Source organism: Hoeflea sp. CAU 1731 (genome assembly GCF_039888615.1).
In the GTDB taxonomy this organism is placed as follows: domain Bacteria; phylum Pseudomonadota; class Alphaproteobacteria; order Rhizobiales; family Rhizobiaceae; genus Flavimaribacter.
In genome coordinates this window covers 230,067-250,089 of record NZ_JBDQQS010000005.1, presented here as the reverse complement: position 1 = coordinate 250,089, position 20,023 = coordinate 230,067, and the positions used below count along the sequence as shown (strand labels likewise).

Sequence of the window (20,023 nt, the reverse complement as noted above, 5' to 3'; positions counted from 1 at the left end):
GATACGCGACGCTGCATTCTTTCTCATCCTATCAGGAAAAGCAGCGCAATAGCTTCCGTTTGGACCTAGGTCCGCGGCTTCAAGCGAGAACAAGATTGCTTCCGTAATATCGACGCCCGAAATGAGACTGACAGCCAGGCGGCGACGCATTAAAGTACCGCCATGCTGTTTCGATTGCCCAACCACGACACACTCTACCAGGCGCTTTTAGACCGCGACGAAGCCTATGACGGACGCGCCTTCGTCGGCGTGACGAGCACGGGCGTATTCTGCCGATTGTCTTGTCCGGCGCGAAAACCCAAGACTGAAAATTGCACGTTCTTCGCGTCCGTGCAGGAGTGTCTGGAAGCCGGTTTTCGTCCGTGCAAACGGTGTCTTCCCATGGCGCCGGCGGCGGAAGCCGACGCTTCTATCCAGCGGCTCGTCAGCGCGCTCGAAGAGCGTCCGGAGCATCACTGGAATGAAGGTGACGTGGCCGCCATGGGACTGGATCCATCAACCGTGCGGCGTGCCTTCAAGCGACACTATGGAATGACGTTTCTGGAAATGGCGCGGCTTACACGCATCCGATCGGGCTTCGAGACACTGTCGGAAGGAGGCCGCGTCATAGACGCCCAGCTTGACGCCGGTTTCGATTCGCCGAGCGGCTTTCGCAACGCCTTCGCGCGACTGCTCGGTCAGCCGCCCGCCTCCTTCACCGGGCGCGAACTCCTGAAAGCAAGCTGGATCGACACGCCGCTCGGAGCCATGATCGCCGTCAGCGATCGGCATGTGCTGCATCTCCTGGAATTCATCGACAGAAAGGCGCTTCCGGCGGAACTGAAGCGCCTGCGCGCCCATGCGAAAGGCGGGGTCGGCATCGGCCGCGAACCACCGACGGAACAGGCGGAAGCGGAGCTCGCAGCCTTTTTCTCCGGCAAAAGCGCCGAGTTTACCGTTCCCATGAAGTTTCATGGAAGCTCGTTTACCCGTGAGGTCTGGCGGGCGCTGAGGGAAATACCGGCCGGCGAAACCCGCAGCTACAGCGATCTCGCGCGAACCATCGGAAGGCCGACCGCGACGCGCGCCGTCGCGCGCGCCAACGGTGCCAATCAACTCGCTCTTGTCGTGCCCTGCCACAGGGTCATCGGCGCGGACGGTTCGCTGACCGGATATGGCGGCGGCCTCTGGCGCAAGCAGCAGCTTATCGAACTCGAGCGGCAATATGCGTCGCCTGCCCGGCGCGCGGATCATCGGGAGGAAATTGCATGAATCAGTCAGAGAAGGCGGCGGCATTCGCAGCCCTGCATGTCAAAGGCGACCCGGTCATCCTGTTCAATATCTGGGACGCAGGCAGCGCCAAGGTCGTCGCGGACGCCGGCGCGCCGGCCGTGGCGACGGGAAGCTGGTCGGTCGCAGCCGCGCACGGCTATCAGGACGGGGAATCGATCCCGCTGGAGCTTTTGGAGGTGGTGACGAGCCGCATTGCGGCGGCAGTCGACGTTCCGATGACAGTGGACTTCGAAGGCGGATACGCGGCGGGGCCGGAAGGCGTCGCGGCCAATGTGATCCGTATCATCCGGTCCGGCGCAATCGGCGTCAATTTCGAGGATCAGATCGTCGGCGGAGAGGGTCTGTATGACATCGACATCCAGGCGACGCGGCTGCGGGCTGCTGTTCAGGCAGGCGCTGAAAGCGGAATAGCCCTCTTCGTCAACGCCCGCACGGATATCTTTCTCAAGGAACGCGACCGCTCAAAGCATCCGGCGCTGTTGCAGGCGGCCAAAGACCGGGCTGAGGCCTATGCAGAGGCCGGCGCCAGCGGCTTTTTCGCGCCTGGCCTCGTCGATGTCGATCTTGTCGCGGATTTGTGCGCGGCGTCTTCGCTGCCCGTCAACATCATGATGATGCCGGACGCGCCGTCACACGCCGACCTTGCACAGGCCGGCGTCGCACGCATCAGCTATGGCCCCGGCCCTTATCGCCGCTACGCCGCGATGCTTGCCGAGATGTACAGAACCGCGATGCACGACTGAGTGGTCAGTCGCCCTTCCTGATTTCAACCTGATGCGGATAGGGAATGGAAATGCCGGTCTCGTCGAAAGCTTTCTTGACGTCCTTGATAAATGCGAATTTGAGCTCCCAGTAATCGGACGCGTTACACCAAATACGCACTCCCAGATCGACGGATGAATCACCGAGATTGACCACTCTCACCCAGGGTTCGGGATCTTTCAGAACCCGTTCGTCGGCCGCCGCCCGGTCAAGAATGACGGACATCGCCTTGTCAGCGTCATCGTCATAGTCGATGCCAAACTGGACGTCGAGCCGGCGCGTTGGGTGCGCCGAGTAGTTGGTGATGATCGTGCCCCAGACCTTGGCGTTCGGCACGATGATCTGCACATTGTCGGGCGTCGCCAGTTCCGTAAAGAAGAGATTGAGATCCTTCACCGTACCGGCGGTGCCGCCCACGTCGACATATTCACCGAGCTTGAACGGCCGAAAAATGATCAACATTACGCCCGAGGAGACGTCGGCCAGCGTGCCTTGCAGGGCAAGGCCGATCGCCAGGGTGGCGGCGCCGAGAATGGCGACAAGACTGGTCGCCTGAAAGCCGAACAGCTGAAGAACCGCGATTATAACAACCGTCAGGATCAACCATTTCGCGATGGAGGAGAAGAACCCGCCCAGCGTATCGTCGATTCGTGGGTTCGAAACGATTCGCCTCTTGATGAAGCCCGACACCATGTTGGCGACAATGTAGCCAACCACCAGGAAGACTAACGCCTTGACGGCGTTGATGATCAGCGGGATGTAGGGTTCTATGTGACTGGTTACCTGGTCCATTGCTTGTCCTTTTTTGATTAAACCATAGAAACAACTTCGAGCCGCGAAGTCAAAGCCGGCGAAGGCGACATTCTCCTTATAATTGCTGGCCGCAAACACCTTCCGCCACTATCATTCGCCGGCAATCCATTTCAAGAAGGGGAAAAGGTCGTCGGCACGCTCAACCTTCCCGACGGGATCGACAATCCACCGGTTATCGTTCTTTTTCACGGTTTTACGGGTTCACGCGACGAACTGGTGATCCCGGCCGTTGAAGAGGGCGTCTTCCGGCGGGCCGCGCGGATGTGGGCCGACAAGGGTATTGCGAGCCTGCGGATTGATTTCCGCCATTCCGGCGAGAGCGGCGCGGACTACGAGAACACGACGGTTGGCGGGCAGGTTATGGACGGACTTGCCGCGCTCGATTACCTGGCGGCTTCCGGTGAAGTCGACGCCGACCGCATGGCGATTGTCGGCTGGAGCATGGGCGGCACGGTGGGCGCAACCGTCGCCGGCCGGACGGACCATGACCTCGACGCCGTGGCGCTGTGGGCGCCCGGCGCCAATCTGGCGTCAGCGATAATCCTGCTTCTCGGCCCGGATTCATTCAAGGAAGGCCTGGCGAGCGAAGGCGAAGCCGTGACGTCCATGCTGCCCTGGGGCGCCGAAGTAACGCTGAAACCGGCGTTTTTCGACAGCCTGTTCGAGATCGACCCGGTCGCCGAGATCGCGGGATATGATGGTCCGCTCTTCGTGGCTGTCGGCTCCAACGACACGATCGTCTTCCCGCAGCCTGAGTCGGGCCAGGTGTTCCTCGACTACCATGACGGCGAAGAAGAGCTGTTCGTCCGGCCGATGGATCACACGTTCAATGCATTCACGGATGAGAAAACGGTGGATGAGCTGATCAACGCGACAGGCGACTACATTTCGGCCCGTTTCGACTAAGGATCAGCGCCGTCCCCGCCTTTTTCAAAGCATGGCTTCGATGAGGCGGGGACCACGAATGGAAGCAAATGTGTCGAAAGCAGTCGCAAATTCATCCGTCGTTTCCACGCGCTTCGCTTCGACGCCGTGACCCCGTGCGAGACTAACCCAATCCGGTTCGGGCTCAGTCAGCGAAATCATTGGCGCGCTGTCGGCGTCAGGCGCGCCTGCGCCGATATTGGACATCTCGTTATTGAGGATCCGGTAGGACCGGTTGGCCATGATGATGACCAGGACATCGAGGCGGGAGCGCGCCATCGTCCAAAGCGCCTGCAACGTATAGAAGGCCGAGCCGTCGCCGGTCAGCGTGATGACCTTGCGATCCGGACAGGCGACCGCACATCCGACCGCAACGGGCAAAGAGTAGCCGATCGATCCGCCGCGATTGGTCAGCCAGTCGTGCGCGCCGGCAGCTGCGCACATCGGATAGAGATGGGCGCCTGAAGTGATGGATTCGTCGACTACAATCGCATTGTCGGGAAGCCGGTTGGCCAGCAACTGACCCAGGCTTTCCGGCGTGATCGCTCCGGACGGCGGCAATGCAGGCCGCTCCTTCGCCTGCGGCTCTCCAGCCGTTACGCCGAGTTCCGCGGCAATTGCCTCAAGCGCGGTTTCAAGATCAGCGCGCGGCGGGCTCAGCGTCAGAACGTCTGCGCCATCTGGAAGCAGGCGGCTCGGCCGTCCGGGATAGGCGAAGAAGGCCACCGGATTGCGAGCGCCGGCCAACACCACGCCGCGAATGTCCTTGAGCCGTTTGACCGCAAGATCGACATGAAACGGGATGCGCTCGAGCGCCGGCGTTCCGTCGCCGCGCTGCATGCGGGCGACAGCGGCTTCGGCCAGAACCGTGCAGCCGGTCGCTCTGGATATCGCATCGGCGAGGTATGCGCTTCGGGCGCAGATGAACGGCGCGCCGATGACGAGAGCCGACGTCTCGCCCTTGCGAAGCGTCTCGATCGCCTTGTCGACGACAGACCGGTCGAATTCGGGTCGCGGCGGCGCATTCCTTCGGGTGGCGCTGGCGGCGGTTTCCGACCAGACGACGTCATTGGGCGCGACAAGCGTTCCAATGCCGCCTTCGGGCCCAGCCATGTCGGCCAGCATGGTTGCGGCGAGATCGCCTATGCCGTCAGCGCTGCGGGCAGTCTCGACATAGCGGCTGACAGGACGGGCGATGCCTTCGATGTCCGAGGTCAGAGGCGCATTGTGACGGATATGGTCGATCGCGTGCTCGCCGATTACGTTGAATGCCGGCGTATCCGCCTTCTTCGCATTGTGCAGGTTGGCGACGCCGTTCGCCAGGCCCGGCCCCAGATGCAACAATGTCGCCGCCGGCTTTCCGCTCATGCGCGCATAACCGTCGGCGGCGCCTGTCGCGACCCCTTCGAACAGGCAAAGATGCATCGCCAACGCCTTGTTGCGCGACATTGCGGTCAGAAGATGCATTTCCGTCGTTCCGGGATTGGCGAAACAGGTGTCAATTCCATTGTCCACCAGGGTTTCGACAAGCAGGTCAGCGCCGGTTCTGGGCATCAGGGCATCATCTCCTTTGAAACATGTCTTCAAAGCGCGCCGCTGCGCGCAATGGATTCCGCTTGACACAAAAACACGGCCGCGACAAGATATCCAATATGGATATTGAGTATTCAAATAGAATACAACAAGAGAAAGCCGGCGTCCGCCCGCTCTCCACGGCTCTGAAGACCATGGCCGTGCTCGACGTGCTTGCGTCGGATCGCAGGGGCATGCGGCTCGCCGAAATCGCCGATGCGATGAAGCTCTCCCGTCCGACCGCCTATCAGAGGCTTCTGACCCTGATCGAAGCCGGCTGGGTCGAGCTCGACGATACGGGACGTTACCGTCTGTCGCTGCACGCGTGCCGTATCAGCGCTGCGGCGCTGGAACAGGCAAGCCTCGGACAACGCGTCGTTCCGATCATGGAAAGGCTGGTGGAGAAGACCCGCGAGACCGCGTCCATCTCGGTCCTTGACGGCGGCGTTCCCTGCATCATTCAACGCGTGGAATCGGAGAACGTGCTTCGCGCCGAGCAGAAGATCGGCACCACGATGTCGCTCGAGGGTTCGGCGTCGGGCCGCGTGCTCGTCGCCTATGCCGACGAGCTGACGCTGGAGCGGCTTTCCGAAGGCGCGCAAACCCTTCCGGCGGCAGACGTGCTGGAAGAGGTTCGCGATGAGGGCTACGCGGTTTCCACCGGCTACACCATGGTCGGCGTGAGAGCGGTCGCCGCCCCGGTGTTCGACTATCTTGGCAAGTGCTCCGCCGCAATTTCACTTGTGGCGCCAGACAGCCGCTTCCATCTCGACGCCTTGCTCGAGCCCCTGCTCGCAGCAGCCGAAGACATCACCTTGATGCTGCAGGGAAAGCGGGACTGACAATGGCCATGGTCGCAAACAACGCAACCGCAGAACAACTGAAACCGGCGCCGAGGCCTACGGAAAAGGTGATGCTGCCGGCGACGCTCGCAGCCATGCAGCCGACGCGCCTGAGCGGCGCGCGCGCCTTCATGAACAAGATGATTGGCGAACGCTGGGACATCGGCGTCGACCGGTTCGATATCGATGAGACGGGAACCGGAACGGCTGTCTACCATATCCGGGCTCCGGGCCAGGAATTCAGCTTTATCGCCTTTTCACGACCACCCAGCAGCAAGATGCGGACGGGCCGCATCATTGGCCGGGCCTGGGACATGATGGGCGCGCTGAACGAAGGTCCCGCAACGGAGACGCATATCGAGGCGGCGCGCGCGGAACTTCCGAAACTCTACCGCGGCCGCTCCAGCAAAAACACGCTGGTATGGTGCCGCTCGAACCGGTCGATGCGCGTATTTGACCACACGGTGGAATCGCTCATGCGCGGCGAGCAGCCGGACGTCGCGGAGATCGCCGGCTCCTGCTACCTGATGCGCAACACCGGCCTTGACGGCAACGGCACTTTCGGAACCCGATCCTTTCCTTCCCTCGGACCAGACCACGCGCTTGGCGGCGCTCTGGAGGCGCAACTCCTCAACGCCTACCTGATGCGCGAATTCTCCTGCGATCTCGTCGAACATCTGGCCAGACTGAAATCCGACAATGCAGCGCCGCTCAATCCCGCAATCCGCCGGTTTGTCGGCGTCGGCAACGGGTCGGCGCTGGGTCTGATCTTCTTCATTCACCGGCACCCGCGATTGATCAATTCGTGGCTAAAGGCGCGGGAATTCGCAATCGCGGAGGCGCGTGGACTCGAGTTGCAGAAGGACGATCCACGGATCGACCGGCTGCTCTTGCTTCTCGACAAGGCGATCGCCTTTCGCAGGCAGGACCGGATGACCTACGAGACCTTTGCATCGAGCGCCGATATCGCAAGGGATCTGGACCGGGTTGTCGGGACCCTCCGGTCCTGGCGCGAGACCGGCGCGATGGAAGGCGCATCCCCGCGGCTGCCGCTCGATTGCCTTGCGACGCTTTTCGAGGACCGGATCTTACCGGAAAGTTTCGAAACGCTTTTGTCGCTTCTGATTGAACTGATACCCGAGACCGCAGATCAGCTTGCGACCGGTATCGGCGGAAAAGACGAACTGACGCTGCAGGCAAGCCGAACCGTCGGCGAACTGCAGACCCTGATCAACGCAGAGTATCGATGGGCGCTCGACCTCGACATGGATGGTCCCGAAGCCCGGACTTATATCTGGTACAAATCCGAAACCGCGGAAGAGCCGCGACGCGGACCGCGGTCGGAGGTTCCCGATGCGCTGGATCTGGGCCTCGACCTTCCCGGCGGCATTCAGAAACTGAAAGCCGATCTCGACGGTTTCGACGAGACAGCGTTTCTGTCCCGTTTCCTATTGAAGCATCCCGAGCACCGCTATCTGGTCGGGCGGCTGCAGAGCCTTGCGGGCGAGCCCTATCACTCGCCGATCGCCAACATCAACGCGGCCGACTTCGTGCCGATCGAACTCGTGCGCCTGATGAACGTCACGGTGCACGGCATCGACAAGACCCGCGATTTCCTGAACCGGAACTTGCGCGGCGTGCTCTTTCACGGTGCGCCGACGACAGACGATATCCGCGCCGGCAAGGGTGAGTTCTGGTACTATCCCGAGGAGCCGGCTCCATGACAACGCATGCCGAAACCCTCCGCATAATGCCGCGCGAGATGCGCATGATGAGCGAGCGCATCCTGCAGCAGACGGACCTTCCCATGGGGTTCGTTCTGACCATCTACGATCTGCCGATGTATTCCCAGATGATGGGGCTGGGTGGACTGCATCTCCTGGAACAGCGGTTTTCCCGACTGAAGACCGCCGATCCGCGCAAACTGCGCATCGTCTCGGAATCATCCGGCAAGCTCACCGTCGACTGTGGCGCCGAACACGCCTGGATTGCCATTCCGGCCTTGATCGACCTGCTATGCGAACTGACCGAACGTTTCGGCGCGGGCCAGATCGAGATCCTCAATGTCGACGATCCCAAGGAGTTGAAGACCGCAGAAGGTTTCGGTCGTCGCTACGGGCTGGAAGTCGCCTTTGCAGACGCCGCGAGACCGGTGTTCTCGGCGCACAATCTCGAAACAGAAGATCATGCGCATCAGGACACCGTGCTTTGGCGTGCGCTCGAAAACGGAACCGACGTTCCAGCCGATCTGTGGTGGCGCATCTACGCACTCGCCAAGCAGGCGCTTGCGCCGGACACGGTGGTCTCCCGCCGCCATGCAGGACCGGTGATGGTGACCGATGACGGCCAGGTGATCGGTCGCGCGGACAATGACGACGACACTGATCTGGAATTCCTTGTCAGGCCGAAGATCAGCGAAGAATGAAGGACAAACGCCTCCGATGATGATTGACGGATTACAGTGCGGCCATTTCGACAGAGCAGCCTTCGAGTCGCTGCGCAAGGGCGGCGTCGCGGGGGTCGTGGTCACATGCGGGTTCTGGGAAGGCGCGGTCGATTCGCTCGACTCGCTCGCCAGGTGGCGTGACCTCCTGCGTGACAACGCCGATATCGCCGGTATTGCGACCACGCCGTCGGAAATTGCGCGTTTCGCCGGCGAAGACAGGCTCGCCATCGTCCTCGGTTATCAGAACTCCAATCTCTTCGAGGGACGCATCCGCTTCGTTGAACTGTTCGCGGAACTCGGCGTGCGCGTCGTGCAACTGACCTACAACAATCAGAACGAACTTGGCAGCAGTTGCTACGAGGCCGAGGACGGAGGCCTCGCCCGGTTCGGCCGCGAGGTAATTCTCGAAATGAACAGGGCCGGGATGCTGGTTGACTGCAGCCATGTCGGCAATCGCACCACGCTCGATGCAATCGAGGCGTCCGAAAAACCGATCGCCGTCACCCATGCCAACGCCAAATCGCTGTTCGATCACCGCCGCAACAAGTCCGACGACGTCATTCGGGCGCTCGGCGAAACCGGCGGCGTCATCGGATGCGCGACATACCGCAACATTACCGGCGACGACTACTGCAAGACCGTCGAAGCCTGGTGCGGCATGGTCGCCAGGACCGCAGAGATCGGCGGCGTCGACGCTGTCGCGATCGGCACTGACCGCAGCCACAATTTCACCGCCCCCGACTACGCCTGGATGCGCCAGGGCCGCTGGACCCGCGGCGTCGACTACGGCGCTGCGTCGGCCGCGCGGCCGGGTAAAGCGCCGCCGCCGGAGTGGTTCCAGAACGTCGAGGACATGCGCGTAATTCCCGATGGCCTCCGGGCGGTCGGCTTCTCCAAGGAGGAAGTCGACAAGATAACTCACAAGAACTGGATGCGGCTCTACGAGGCTACTTTCCGCAAACCATCGATAGAGGTGAACTGACATGCAAAGCAAAAATACCGTTCTCATCAATCCGACCGTCAATACCGGCCGCCGGACCGTCCTGAAAGGCGCGACGGCGCTCGCCGCCACCGCGCTCGCAACGCCCTTTATCGGCCGCGCCCGCGCAGCCGACGTCCTGTACATCAACACCTGGGGCGGCCCCTGGCAGGAAGCCGCCACGAAGAACCTGTTCGAGCCGTTCACCGAGGAAACCGGCATCGAGATCCGCACCGTGTCTCCGGTCTCCTTCGCCAAGCTCGCTGCCCAGGTGAAGACCGGCGTCTACGAGTTCGACGTAACGACGCTTGGAGGCGGAGACATCCTGCGCGCCAACCAGGCCGGCATCATCGAGGAACTGGAGCCACCCTATGAAGGCGGCCTGTTCCAGAACGGCGTCGCCAGCCACGCCTTTGCAACGGTGCTTGCATGGCGCACCGACAAATATACGGATGAAAGCCCAAAGGATTGGGCGGACTTCTGGAACGTCGACAAGTTCCCCGGACCGAGATCGCTGCAGCGATACCCGGCCCGTGTGCTGCCGATCGCGCTTCTCGCCGACGGCGTGAAGATCGAGGATCTCTATCCGCTGGATATCGACCGGGCTTTCGCCTCGCTCGACAAGATCAAGCCGCATATCCGCGTCTGGTGGACAGCCGGCGCTCAATCGACCCAGATCCTGCGCGACGGCGAGATTGACATGATCGGCATCTGGCACGGTCGCTACTACGAAGCGCTCGATGCGGGCGCTCCGGTCGCCATGACCTGGAACCAGGCGGAAATCGACCGGGCTTACTGGGTCGTCGCCAAGGATACGCCCAATATGGAAGCCGCGAAGAAGTTCGTCGCCTTCGCCACCAGCGCAAAGCCGCTCGCCGGCTTCGTGACCCAGGGCCAGTACGGCGCGCTCAATCCCGCGGCCAACGAATTCGTACCGGCATCGGCGGCCGAACGCAGTCCGACGTCGCCGGAGAACTATCCGAAGGTGTTCGAACAGGACGTGGCGAATTTCGGCGCCGATCCGAACGAGGTGGCGCAGCGCTTCGAGGAATGGATCGCCAGCTAGTGCGGCGCATCGGGGCAGGAGTGTAACGGATGTCCGTGAGCACAGGCGGTATTCAGGACCGCGGCCAGTTCTGGCCGTGGCTGCTGCTCCTGCCTCTTGCCGCCTATCTCCTGGTTTTCTTTATCGTCCCGCTTGTCGATGTCGCAATCATGAGCGTAACGGAGCCCAAGTTGTCGCTCGACAACTACACCAAGGTGCTGACGGGCTCCCTGTACCGGAAAGTATTCATCAACACCTTCGCAACGGCCGGTCTGGTAGCCGTCTGCTGCCTGCTCGTCGGCTACCCTCTCGCCTATCTGATGGCGCACAGCAGCGACCGGACGGCGCTGCTGATCCTGCTGTTGGTGACGATGAGCTTCTGGACCAGTTTCCTGGTCCGCACCTATGCCTGGATGGTTCTGCTCGGCAATCAGGGGCCGGTGATCTGGTTCATGGAGCTGATTGGCATAGCGGACCCCCCGCACCTGCTTTTCACGCGGTTTTCCTCGACGCTCGCCATGGTCCACATCCTGGCGCCCTACATGATCATGAACATCTACACTGTGATGAAGAAGATCGATCCGGCGCTCGTCAAGTCGGCGGAAAGCCTGGGAGCCAGGGGATTTTCGGTGTTCCGGCACGTCTATCTGCCGCTGACCGCGCCAGGCATCGCCAACGGCCTGGTGCTGGTTTTCGTGATCTGTCTCGGATTCTATGTCACGCCCGTTCTTCTTGGCAGCCCGCGCGAACAGATGATCGCCGGGCTGATCGGACACCAGATCGAGGAGTTCCTCGCCTTCGGCCTCGGATCCGCCATGGCCATGGTGCTGCTGGCGATCACGATGGTGATCCTCGCCATCTATCACCGCCGCTTCGGCCTCGACAGGTTGTGGGGGTAACGGCGTCATGAACGGATTGATGAAAGCAATCGGTTTCGTCGTTGTCTGCTTTATCGCAGCGCCGCTGGTCATTGTGGTGCCGATGTCATTCTCGGACGCGCGGTCGCTGCAATTCCCGCCGCCCGGATACTGGCTCGGCTACTACGACGCCTATTTCAGGGACATGTCCTGGCTGCGCCCTACCTGGAACAGCATCCTGATCGCGTCGGCGACTACGGTGCTCACCATGACCCTCGTCGTGCCGGCGACCTTCGCGCTGGTTCGCCACAAATTCTACGGCAAGAGCGTCGCCAATGTGATGATGCTGATGCCGATGGCTGTGCCGCATATCGTGATGGCTGTCGGCTATTACTCCTACTTCGGCCAGATGCGGCTGGTCCACACCCATCTCGGCGTGATCCTCGCCCATTCCTGTCTGTCCGTTCCGATCGCCTTCCTGGTTCTGTCTGCAAATCTCAAGGGGTTCGACCGCACACTTGAGAGAGCTGCGCAGAGTCTCGGCGCCAGTCCGGTCAGAACCTTCATCCACATCACATTGCCGATCCTGCGGCCGGGTTTGCTGATCAGCGCGCTATTCGCGTTCATTCAGTCCTTCGACGAGACGGTGGTCGCAATCTTCATCTCCGGCCGTGACGCCGAAACGCTGCCGCGCAAGATGTTCGACAGCATCCGTCAGGAGGCGGACCCGGTGATCGCGGTGATTTCCACCCTTCTGTTCGTCGTGGTTCTGATCGGTCTTCTCACGCCCTATCTCGTCAGGGGGCTCCGTGGACGGCTGCGCACCAGAAACGCCGGGCAAGAACCGCCGCCGGCGGCCCTCGCCCCCCAGGAGTAACGATGAGCAGTTATCTCAATCTTAGCGGCGTCAACAAGATGTTCGGCGATTTTCAGGCGCTGGACGACGTCAATCTGGATATCGAACGCGGCGAATTTGTCACTTTTCTGGGGCCCAGCGGATCCGGCAAGACAACGACGCTGATGATCATCGCCGGCTTCGAACAGGCCACGAAAGGCCACATCACCATCGATGGGAAACCACTGGACGGCTTGAAGCCCTATCAGCGCAACATTGGCATTGTCTTCCAGAATTACGCTTTGTTTCCGCACAAGACCGCGGTTGATAACGTCTACTTCCCGCTGCAGATGCGGGGCGTCGGTCGCAGGGATGGCCTGGAGAAAGCCAACCGGATGCTTGAACTCGTCGGCCTGAAAGGCTTCAGCGAGCGCCATTCCAAGGAGCTGTCGGGCGGTCAGCAACAACGCGTGGCCCTGGCGCGTGCACTGGTGTTCGAGCCATCCCTGCTTCTTCTCGACGAGCCGCTCGGCGCGCTGGACAAGAATCTGCGCGAGCAGATGCAGATCGAGATCAAGCGCATCCAGAAGCGTCTTGGCGTGACGACGATCTTCGTCACACACGACCAGACGGAGGCCATGTCGATGTCCGACCGTATCGTCGTCTTCGACAAGGGCCGGATCGAACAGGTCGCCGACCCGCTGGATCTTTATCACCGTCCAAACACGCGTTTCGTCGCTGGCTTCGTCGGTGAAAGCAACATCATGGCGGGTCATGTCGTCGACGCCGCCGCGGGTGTTGCCGAATGCGCGGTTTTCGGAACCTGCCGCTATACGGCCGACGCCCGGTTCTCGAACGGCCAGGCGGTCAACATCCTGATCCGTCCGGAACATCTGAAGATTTCCCGCAAACCGCCCGAAAGCGGAGAATGGGCGACCATGACCGTCGACACGATCGTCAATTACGGCGACAATGCCCTTGTGATCGGTCACAGTGGCGATCATCCGGTCAGGGTGCGCGTGCTTGGCGCAGACGTCGTGATTATCCGGGAAGGTGAGGACTGTCACATAAGCTGGCGGCCGGACGCCGTACACATCATCGCCGAGACCTGACCTTCGGATCGGCTTTCTTGCAGGAAAGCAATGTCCTTCAGGCGGGCCTTTCCGACTGAACGGCGGATGAATGGACAGTTCAGAAGACATTCAATACGTTCGTCGCATAGTCGGAATCATCGGGAAGCCAACAAAGGAACGAACCCATGAGAAAGACCCTCCTCACCGCAATGGCGGCGACAACACTGATTGCGACATCCGGCTTTGCCAACGCCCTGGACCTGCAGTCCGGCGGTCAACCGAAACTGAAGGTGGCCCAGGTGCAGATGGGCATCCAGTCGCCCAAGACCAACGCCTGTCCGACCGAGGCCAAGATGATGGTCTGGGTTTTCACCAACAAGCCCGGAACGGTTCCGGTCTACATAGCGCGCGACGGCGGCGGCAGCGTCTCCGGCCCTTATCAGGTCAAGACAAAGGCGACCGGTAACGGAAAATATATGGGCGTCTATTCGCGCACGCTGAAAATCCATCAGCCGATCGATGCGCGCTACCGCGCATCCGCGCCGAATTTCAAGAAGCTGAGCAACTGGGTTCCGCTGAAGGCGAGCTGCAAGATCGGACTTGGCGGCGGCGGTCTGGTCAAGCAATAGACCAAGGCTTGCACCCCAAAAAACAAGAAACCCGGCCTGGAAGCCGGGTTTTCAATTTTTTGGTTTCAGACACTCCCGTTTTCGGCGGCAATCCCCGAAGGCGCCGCAAATCAGGACGCTCAGCATCAGCATGCGGATACCGGCAATACTGGCCTCCGCCCTGGTGATGTGAACGCCCTCGCGGATCAGCGCCATGGGGACGAGTTCCGGATCCATCATCAGTCGATGTCCCGGAATACGCCGCGTCCGCTTGAGACGCCAAAGGCGACGTCGCCGCGGCATAAACCGATATCGCGCAGTTCATGGGAAGACATCGCCAGCAGCGTGGCGTGTTCCCGGCGATTGCGATTGGCCGCCCTGATGCGGCCGGGCATGCCCATTACGCGCCGCCACATAGAGCCGGCAAACGCATGTCCTGCAACGTGACTGGTCGTCGTAGTCATTTCAAGATCCCTTCATGCTGGCTCCCTCACACTGTGCGGGAGTTCATTTTCGATGCTGCATATTTAGGGAGCTGCTGTTTCAGGTTGATTTCGCTGAATGCTCTTTGATGTTTCAATTGTGGGAAATATCCAATATAATTTTTTATTATATTTCAATAAGATAAATGATCTTTCAGTCCACTCTTGAAACATCTGAAACATTCCGGGGCCGGGATCGGCGCCGTCTCGTTGCGAAGACCGGACGGATGAGGCGAACGCGAACAACGATTGACCGCGACATTGCAAGGCGCTCGGCGTCGCCGCAAAAAAAATCGCCGCTTGCAAAGCGGCGCAGTCGGGAGGAGTTTTTCGGGCGCCTATCGGCCCCGCGTTCGACGCCAGTGTCTGTAGATACCGCCATCGACGCCGTTGAGTGAGCGCTTCACGCCCCTGCCTGCGTCAATTGAATGTCGGCTTGTGTCTATCCGGACGTCTTTCGGGAATATCGGCATATCTTTCTCCTTGTCATGCGTTGAAGTGGTGAGTCCGCCGCGAAATGCGTCCGAGTTCGGCCGTCGCATTCTCTTCTACGGGCAGGCGCGAAACCTCGAAGAGGTCGCCTCGTCTCAGACCTATGTCACGCAATTGCGCGTCATTGAGTTCGTGTGTTTCACGAAGCGCCTGCATGTCCCTGGAGCGACGGGCGCGATTGCGCAGCGCCTGTTCCGCCCGCGCGAAGAAATGGCGAAACATCTCTTCGAAACCCGGGAACGAATCATATGCATGTCTCTTTAGCGTGTTCATTTGCTCTGCCTTTCACGTGGCTGAATTGGATTTCCGATGACCAAACAGTAGGATGCCGTCGTTTCTGTCTGATTTCGCAAGGGAGCGAGATTTGTTTCCTTTGTTTCGGAGGCCGGACTGAAAAAGGACCGTCCGACGCGTCAATGCAGCGCGCGCGATTCGACAAGATCCTTGACGAGGCGCTTCACTCCGGCTTCCCGGCGGTTCCCCATGACCGCGAATCCACATCGGCGAGCGAGTCCCAGCATCGCGTGATTGTCTTCCAGCGTATCGCAGAACAGTCGGTGAAGACCGGCCGTGCGGGCGCGATCCTCAAGGGTTTCCATCAGTCGGGCAGCGATGCCGCGTCCCCGCCAGCAATCATCGACCGCAAGTGCGAATTCCGCCTCGTCCGGTCGTTCCGAATCGACGACGTAGCGCGCTTCGCCAACCATCCTTTTCGAGCCCTGCGTCGAAACCTCGGCCATGAAAGCGACGTGTCGCCTGCCGTCGAGGCGGCTCAGGGTCCTCAGGAGGTAGTCCGGCATCTCGCTGACCGGGTGCAAAAACCGCTCCCGGCGCGACTTGTCAGTGAGTTCGTTGAGAAACGCCCTCAGCTTCCAGGCGTCGAACGCCGTCATGGGGCGGAAACTGACGGCGCCACCGGCAAAAAGCGGCTCGGCGGCAGGATAACCGTGCGAGAGCGGACTTGTCTGCAATCCTGGTCGTGATCTGTCGAACATCGCCCGACTTCCTTTTCTGCTTGAACAGGAAAAGGAAACTGGACCCCGGATGTTTCATCCGTATATCGTGCATCGTGAAAAAGGGTTTCAATTGTAACGGGAGCCGCTTTCGCGACGTGTATCACCCTTCCGGATCGTAAATGTAGCCGATGCCGCGCACCGTCTTGATGATCATCGGCTTTTCCGGATTGACCTCCACCTTGCGCCGAATGCGCGAGATCCGGATATCGATGCTGCGATCGAACGGGTCCCAGGACCGATCATGCGCCTGTTCAAGAATCTGGTCGCGGGTCAGCGCCCTGCCGCGGTTTTCGGCGAACACCTTGAGGAGACTGAACTCCATGGCGGTGAGCGGCACTTCCGCTCCGTCGCTCGCCAGCAGCTTGGCGGCTTCGATATCGAGCTGGAATTCGCCAAATCGGGCCGAGCGCGTCTTGTCTTTCGACTGTTTTTCGGTCTCGCCGACTGACCTGCGGCGCAACACCGCCTTGATGCGGGCTTCCAGTTCCCGAAGATCGACCGGCTTCCCGAGATAGTCGTCCGCGCCCATCTCGAGCCCGATGATCCGGTCCACCACTTCGCCCGCAGCCGTCAGCATGATGACCGGCGTCGCATTGTCCGGTCGAAGCGATCTCAGGATCGAGAGTCCGTCTTCTCCCGGCATGTTGATGTCGAGAATGATCAGATCGACGCCGAGTTCCGCCAGGACCTCGCGCAGTTCCACGCCGTTGCCGGCGGTCGACACCATGAAGCCGCGTTTCTGCAGATATTCCTGCAGCATTTCGCGCACGTCGCGTTCGTCGTCGCAGACGAGTATGCGGATATCGCCGTTTTCCATCTAAAGCTTCCCCTCGCTATCGTTTCCCAGCAGCTTTCCTACAAGTTCACGCAGATCCGCTGGCGCAACCGGTTTCTCAAGATAAGGCCTCCCGGTCTCCTCCAGAAGCCTCTGCGAGGCCTGGCCCATCGTATCTCCGGTGATGAAACCCAACCGGTCCAGCATCTCGGGGAATTCTTCGCTGACAGCCTCGTACAATCCGCGCCCGTCCATCCCGGGCATATTGAGATCGCTCAGAATGATATCGTATCGGGCGCGGCGCAGACACGCGACTGCGTCGGGGCCGGATTCGGCCGTGTCGGGCTGAAAACCCTCCCGTTTCAGGATAAGCGAGATCAGCTCCGCCACGTCCTCCTCGTCGTCGACAACCAGTATCCGGACAGTGTTTTTCGCTTCGATGGGGTGGGGCGCTTCCGCCGCGGGTTCCGGCTGGTCGCGAACGGGCAACCTGATGCCGAAACGGCTGCCTCCCTGTCCGCCTCGGTCCAGCCATATCTGGCCGCCATGCGAAAGGATGATGCGGTGACAAAAGGCAAGGCCGATGCCGGTGCCTTCTCCGACGTCCTTGGTGGTGAAGAAGGGTTCGAAGATCCGCGGCCGGATTGCCTCCGCAATGCCCGGACCGTCGTCGTCAACATAGATCTCGACAGATCCATGGGCGCCGGTCCTGGTCGTGACCTCGATGCGGCTGCCTGTTCCGGACCTGGTGATCGCATGTTCCGCGTTGATGACAAGATTGATCAGAACCTGCGTGATCTGGTCGGCGTCCGCGACGATTTCCGGAAGACTGTCGTCCAGGATGCAATTGATCTCTATGCCGTCGGCGGCGTGACCGTAGCCGGCGACGTCCACCGCCGTGCGGATTATGGCGTTGATATCCGTCTTCTCCATCCGCGCCGGCTGCTGTCTCGCCATCGCCAGAAAGGTCTTCACGATCCTGGCGCAGCGTTCGGCGGCGGCGTTTATCTTTTCGACGCGCTTGCGCGCCTCCGGATCCTCGATGTCCTCCAGCATCATCATCGAATGTCCGACGATAACTGTCAGCGGATTGTTGAGTTCATGCGCGACGCCGGCGAGCAGTTCGCCAAGGGCCGACATCTTCTCGTTCTGAAAAAGCAGCTCGCGTTGCCGTTCCAGTTCGTCCTGCATCGCAAGGTCGTCACTCAGATCGCGCGTATTGGAGACAATGACTTCCTGTCCCTGGAACCCGATCATCCGGGACGAAACGGCGCCCCAGAACGTGTCGCCGCGCGCATTGCGGAATTCGGCCCGATAATTCTTCACCCAGCCGCGACGCTTGAGCTCATCCAGATATCTCACCCTGGCGAGCTCGTCGACATAATAGGATCTGGACGATTCGACCGGACCGAAGAGCGCCGTGGTCTCCGGGCTGGCGAAAAGGATCTGCCCGGAATCGGCGATGGTCATCTGGATGGGAACGGGACAGGCCTCGAGCACCTGACGGATCAGCGCCTCCGCCTCGACCTGGGACGTCAGGTCTATGGTGGTGGCCACCACAACTTCCTCACCTTTGTACTCCGCCATGCGCCCCGAGATCGAGGCCGGAAACGGTTGCCCGCGGGCATTGAGAAGGTTGATCCTGTAATCGTCCACCCCGCCTTCGGGCATCATGACCGTAATGTAGTCGGCGCGATCCTCGGGACTGAGGAAGAAGTCGCGCGTCGACTTCTTGTCTCCGAAGAGTTCGCGGGCGGCTTCCGAGCGGTAGATGATCATGCCGTCGCCGAGCCGTGACATGATGACGTTTGCGGGGCTCGATTCCAGCACGGTCCGGATCAGGAGTTCACTGTCGCGTTCCGCCGCCTCCGCCTGCTTGCGGATCGTGTTGTCCGTGCCGGTGACCGCGAAGCCGCCAAGCTTCGTCGGATGAATGGACACCAGGTAGCTGGAACCGTCCAGATGTTCCAGTTCCAGATCCTGCACATATTCCAGCGTATCGCTGAACAAGGTGGCGGTCCATGCCTCATCCCGGCCGACGCCGTGAAGCCGCATACCGCGACGCGCGGCTTCCCGCAGCAGGATCTCCCAGTTGAGACCGGGTTCGAGAAGCGGCTCGATAGGCCGGAACATCTCGACGAAGCGCCGGTTGAACAGGACGAGACGATTGTCCTCGTCGCAGAGCGCAAATGCCTCGGCCAGGGATTCCACCGCGTCGCGTAGAAGATCACGCGCTTTGTCGTCCTCGCTGTGGCTCGTTTCATCCTGCATTGTCATTCTGTACCCGATCAACGTTTCAACCGGTTTTCTGCGGCGGCGCGAATTGTTTCAATTGTTTCAGCGCACGGGTTCGTCCTCCGCAATCCTTCCTCTCGGCCCGTCCGGTCGATCCTGCGACGTCGCGCGTCAAAAAGCCAGCCCGAACCTGCGCTTCCCGAGGTCAGGCGCCAGAACGCGGCTTGTCGAAAACCGGCTTCACGAGCCGCCCAATGGCCAACAACTCTCGCGTGCAACAATTGAAACCCGATGACCCCTTGGCCGGTATCAGACTGAAACAAGGCGAGCCTAGAACGGCGGTTGTCGCAGGACAGCGACAACGCGAAATCAACCAAACCACACTTGCAAAGGACCACACCATGAACTCCGAAACCAGCACAAGGCCCGCCAAGGTCGCCATGAACGGCGTCGACGTTCCGACGCTTCTGGCCACGATCGGCGCAGTCGGCGATACGCGGGAGCTCGCCAAATTCACCTTCCGCGCCAAGGGCGACTGGATCAACGGCGCCCACAGCCGGGTTTCCATGCGGGACTATTTCGGCGCCGGCGCCGAACAGGATCGCGAGCGTACCATGACGGTCGACGCCGACCACACGACAGTGCTCTGCGGCGACGACGAAGGCCCCACTCCGGTGGAACTGCTGCTTGCCGCGCTTTCGGCTTGCATCACGGCCGGAATCGGCAACATCGCATCCGCCCGCCAGATCAAGCTGAACTCTGTCGAGACGACCGTTGAAGGCGACATCGACGTGCAGGGCATTCTTGGCCTGAACGACGAAGTGCGCAATGGCTTCAGCGGCATTCGCGCCACGTTCAAGATCAGCGGCGACGCATCCGCCGAACAACTGCGCAAGATCGTCGAACAGTCGATCGCCCGCTCGGCCGTGTTCGACGTGCTGGCCAACGGCGTTCCCGTCGACATCGTCGCCCAGACCGCCTGACGACAGGACCGG

The 20,023-nt window shown here is 60.8% G+C and carries 21 protein-coding genes; 13 read left to right on the top strand and 8 right to left on the bottom strand.

Features of this window, described 5'->3' with window-relative positions; translation table 11 throughout:
- Window positions 1–162: 162 nt before the first annotated feature.
- Window positions 163–1,251 (top strand): bifunctional transcriptional activator/DNA repair enzyme AdaA, encoded by a 1,089-nt coding sequence (locus AAFN47_RS10765; protein WP_499809224.1) that lies wholly within the window; start codon window positions 163–165, stop codon window positions 1,249–1,251.
- Window positions 1,248–2,015, top strand: a complete 768-nt coding sequence (locus tag AAFN47_RS10760) for an isocitrate lyase/PEP mutase family protein (RefSeq protein ID WP_499809223.1) — start codon at window positions 1,248–1,250, stop codon at window positions 2,013–2,015. The genes AAFN47_RS10765 and AAFN47_RS10760 overlap by 4 nt, the downstream gene beginning before the upstream one ends.
- A 4-nt stretch (window positions 2,016–2,019) precedes the next feature.
- Here the strand turns inward: AAFN47_RS10760 and AAFN47_RS10755 are convergent, their stop codons facing one another.
- Window positions 2,020–2,826 (bottom strand): mechanosensitive ion channel family protein, encoded by an 807-nt coding sequence (locus AAFN47_RS10755; protein WP_499809222.1) that lies wholly within the window; start codon window positions 2,824–2,826, stop codon window positions 2,020–2,022.
- A 24-nt stretch (window positions 2,827–2,850) separates the two neighbouring features.
- Here AAFN47_RS10755 and AAFN47_RS10750 point away from each other — a divergent pair, with 24 nt between their 5' ends.
- Window positions 2,851–3,753, top strand: a complete 903-nt coding sequence (locus AAFN47_RS10750; RefSeq protein WP_499809288.1) for an alpha/beta hydrolase family protein — start codon at window positions 2,851–2,853, stop codon at window positions 3,751–3,753.
- 24 nt (window positions 3,754–3,777) lie between these two features.
- Here AAFN47_RS10750 and AAFN47_RS10745 read toward each other — a convergent pair whose 3' ends face one another.
- A complete protein-coding gene (locus tag AAFN47_RS10745) occupies window positions 3,778–5,325 on the bottom strand; it encodes an acetolactate synthase large subunit (protein WP_499809221.1) in 1,548 nt (515 codons plus the stop codon).
- 98 nt (window positions 5,326–5,423) lie between these two features.
- Here AAFN47_RS10745 and AAFN47_RS10740 point away from each other — a divergent pair, with 98 nt between their 5' ends.
- The 9 genes from AAFN47_RS10740 to AAFN47_RS10700 all read left to right on the top strand — a co-directional run bounded on the left by AAFN47_RS10740 (window position 5,424) and on the right by AAFN47_RS10700 (window position 14,049).
- Window positions 5,424–6,185 (top strand): IclR family transcriptional regulator, encoded by a 762-nt coding sequence (locus AAFN47_RS10740; RefSeq protein ID WP_499809220.1) that lies wholly within the window; start codon window positions 5,424–5,426, stop codon window positions 6,183–6,185.
- A 2-nt stretch (window positions 6,186–6,187) separates the two neighbouring features.
- A complete protein-coding gene (locus AAFN47_RS10735) occupies window positions 6,188–7,909 on the top strand; it encodes a hypothetical protein (protein WP_499809219.1) in 1,722 nt (573 codons plus the stop codon).
- The gene (locus AAFN47_RS10730) at window positions 7,906–8,610 is read left to right on the top strand and encodes a hypothetical protein (RefSeq protein ID WP_499809218.1); all 705 of its coding nucleotides are present in this window, start codon (window positions 7,906–7,908) and stop codon (window positions 8,608–8,610) included. Before AAFN47_RS10735 ends, AAFN47_RS10730 begins: the two co-directional genes overlap by 4 nt.
- Window positions 8,611–8,626: 16 nt before the next feature.
- A complete protein-coding gene (locus AAFN47_RS10725) occupies window positions 8,627–9,613 on the top strand; it encodes a dipeptidase (protein WP_499809217.1) in 987 nt (328 codons plus the stop codon).
- Window position 9,614: 1 nt separating this feature from the next.
- Window positions 9,615–10,676, top strand: coding sequence for an ABC transporter substrate-binding protein (locus AAFN47_RS10720; protein ID WP_499809216.1), 1,062 nt, complete (start codon window positions 9,615–9,617; stop codon window positions 10,674–10,676).
- A 29-nt stretch (window positions 10,677–10,705) separates the two neighbouring features.
- Window positions 10,706–11,554 carry an ABC transporter permease gene (locus AAFN47_RS10715; protein WP_499809215.1) on the top strand — a complete coding sequence of 283 codons (849 nt, stop codon included), beginning with the start codon at window positions 10,706–10,708 and terminating at the stop codon, window positions 11,552–11,554.
- A 7-nt stretch (window positions 11,555–11,561) separates the two neighbouring features.
- On the top strand, window positions 11,562–12,389 hold the full coding sequence (locus AAFN47_RS10710; protein WP_499809214.1) for an ABC transporter permease: 828 nt from the start codon (window positions 11,562–11,564) through the stop codon (window positions 12,387–12,389).
- Window positions 12,390–12,391: 2 nt separating this feature from the next.
- Window positions 12,392–13,459 carry an ABC transporter ATP-binding protein gene (locus AAFN47_RS10705; protein WP_499809213.1) on the top strand — a complete coding sequence of 356 codons (1,068 nt, stop codon included), beginning with the start codon at window positions 12,392–12,394 and terminating at the stop codon, window positions 13,457–13,459.
- 146 nt (window positions 13,460–13,605) lie between these two features.
- The gene (locus tag AAFN47_RS10700) at window positions 13,606–14,049 is read left to right on the top strand and encodes a hypothetical protein (RefSeq protein ID WP_499809212.1); all 444 of its coding nucleotides are present in this window, start codon (window positions 13,606–13,608) and stop codon (window positions 14,047–14,049) included.
- A 51-nt stretch (window positions 14,050–14,100) separates the two neighbouring features.
- On the opposite strand, the gene AAFN47_RS10695 is transcribed toward AAFN47_RS10700, so the two are convergent.
- From AAFN47_RS10695 to AAFN47_RS10670, 6 genes are all read right to left on the bottom strand, one after another.
- On the bottom strand, window positions 14,101–14,268 hold the full coding sequence (locus tag AAFN47_RS10695; RefSeq protein WP_499809211.1) for a hypothetical protein: 168 nt from the start codon (window positions 14,266–14,268) through the stop codon (window positions 14,101–14,103).
- Window positions 14,268–14,492: a DUF1127 domain-containing protein gene (locus AAFN47_RS10690; RefSeq protein ID WP_499809210.1), complete on the bottom strand. Its 225-nt coding sequence runs from the start codon at window positions 14,490–14,492 to the stop codon at window positions 14,268–14,270. The genes AAFN47_RS10695 and AAFN47_RS10690 overlap by 1 nt, the downstream gene beginning before the upstream one ends.
- Before the next feature lie 504 nt (window positions 14,493–14,996).
- Window positions 14,997–15,275 (bottom strand): hypothetical protein, encoded by a 279-nt coding sequence (locus AAFN47_RS10685; RefSeq protein ID WP_499809209.1) that lies wholly within the window; start codon window positions 15,273–15,275, stop codon window positions 14,997–14,999.
- A 140-nt stretch (window positions 15,276–15,415) separates the two neighbouring features.
- Window positions 15,416–15,997 carry a GNAT family N-acetyltransferase gene (locus AAFN47_RS10680; RefSeq protein WP_499809208.1) on the bottom strand — a complete coding sequence of 194 codons (582 nt, stop codon included), beginning with the start codon at window positions 15,995–15,997 and terminating at the stop codon, window positions 15,416–15,418.
- A gap of 121 nt (window positions 15,998–16,118) precedes the next feature.
- The gene (locus AAFN47_RS10675; protein ID WP_499809207.1) at window positions 16,119–16,835 is read right to left on the bottom strand and encodes a response regulator; all 717 of its coding nucleotides are present in this window, start codon (window positions 16,833–16,835) and stop codon (window positions 16,119–16,121) included.
- Entirely contained in the window at window positions 16,836–19,070 is a 2,235-nt protein-coding gene (locus AAFN47_RS10670) for a hybrid sensor histidine kinase/response regulator (protein WP_499809206.1), read from the bottom strand. It lies immediately after the preceding gene.
- 359 nt (window positions 19,071–19,429) lie between these two features.
- Here AAFN47_RS10670 and AAFN47_RS10665 point away from each other — a divergent pair, with 359 nt between their 5' ends.
- Window positions 19,430–20,011 carry an OsmC family protein gene (locus tag AAFN47_RS10665; RefSeq protein WP_499809205.1) on the top strand — a complete coding sequence of 194 codons (582 nt, stop codon included), beginning with the start codon at window positions 19,430–19,432 and terminating at the stop codon, window positions 20,009–20,011.
- Window positions 20,012–20,023 lie beyond the last annotated feature (12 nt).

Excerpts from the sequence above, each read along its gene's own strand:
- AAFN47_RS10765 (WP_499809224.1), top strand. The coding sequence starts at position 163 with ATGCTGTTTCGATTGCCCAACCACGACACACTCTACCAGGCGCTTTTA.
- AAFN47_RS10760 (WP_499809223.1), top strand. The coding sequence starts at position 1,248 with ATGAATCAGTCAGAGAAGGCGGCGGCATTCGCAGCCCTGCATGTCAAA.
- AAFN47_RS10755 (WP_499809222.1), bottom strand. The coding sequence starts at position 2,826 with ATGGACCAGGTAACCAGTCACATAGAACCCTACATCCCGCTGATCATC.
- AAFN47_RS10745 (WP_499809221.1), bottom strand. The coding sequence starts at position 5,325 with ATGCCCAGAACCGGCGCTGACCTGCTTGTCGAAACCCTGGTGGACAAT.
- AAFN47_RS10740 (WP_499809220.1), top strand. The coding sequence starts at position 5,424 with ATGGATATTGAGTATTCAAATAGAATACAACAAGAGAAAGCCGGCGTC.
- AAFN47_RS10735 (WP_499809219.1), top strand. The coding sequence starts at position 6,188 with ATGGCCATGGTCGCAAACAACGCAACCGCAGAACAACTGAAACCGGCG.
- AAFN47_RS10730 (WP_499809218.1), top strand. The coding sequence starts at position 7,906 with ATGACAACGCATGCCGAAACCCTCCGCATAATGCCGCGCGAGATGCGC.
- AAFN47_RS10725 (WP_499809217.1), top strand. The coding sequence starts at position 8,627 with ATGATGATTGACGGATTACAGTGCGGCCATTTCGACAGAGCAGCCTTC.
- AAFN47_RS10720 (WP_499809216.1), top strand. The coding sequence starts at position 9,615 with ATGCAAAGCAAAAATACCGTTCTCATCAATCCGACCGTCAATACCGGC.
- AAFN47_RS10715 (WP_499809215.1), top strand. The coding sequence starts at position 10,706 with ATGTCCGTGAGCACAGGCGGTATTCAGGACCGCGGCCAGTTCTGGCCG.
- AAFN47_RS10710 (WP_499809214.1), top strand. The coding sequence starts at position 11,562 with ATGAACGGATTGATGAAAGCAATCGGTTTCGTCGTTGTCTGCTTTATC.
- AAFN47_RS10705 (WP_499809213.1), top strand. The coding sequence starts at position 12,392 with ATGAGCAGTTATCTCAATCTTAGCGGCGTCAACAAGATGTTCGGCGAT.
- AAFN47_RS10700 (WP_499809212.1), top strand. The coding sequence starts at position 13,606 with ATGAGAAAGACCCTCCTCACCGCAATGGCGGCGACAACACTGATTGCG.
- AAFN47_RS10695 (WP_499809211.1), bottom strand. The coding sequence starts at position 14,268 with ATGATGGATCCGGAACTCGTCCCCATGGCGCTGATCCGCGAGGGCGTT.
- AAFN47_RS10690 (WP_499809210.1), bottom strand. The coding sequence starts at position 14,492 with ATGACTACGACGACCAGTCACGTTGCAGGACATGCGTTTGCCGGCTCT.
- AAFN47_RS10685 (WP_499809209.1), bottom strand. The coding sequence starts at position 15,275 with ATGAACACGCTAAAGAGACATGCATATGATTCGTTCCCGGGTTTCGAA.
- AAFN47_RS10680 (WP_499809208.1), bottom strand. The coding sequence starts at position 15,997 with ATGTTCGACAGATCACGACCAGGATTGCAGACAAGTCCGCTCTCGCAC.
- AAFN47_RS10675 (WP_499809207.1), bottom strand. The coding sequence starts at position 16,835 with ATGGAAAACGGCGATATCCGCATACTCGTCTGCGACGACGAACGCGAC.
- AAFN47_RS10670 (WP_499809206.1), bottom strand. The coding sequence starts at position 19,070 with ATGACAATGCAGGATGAAACGAGCCACAGCGAGGACGACAAAGCGCGT.
- AAFN47_RS10665 (WP_499809205.1), top strand. The coding sequence starts at position 19,430 with ATGAACTCCGAAACCAGCACAAGGCCCGCCAAGGTCGCCATGAACGGC.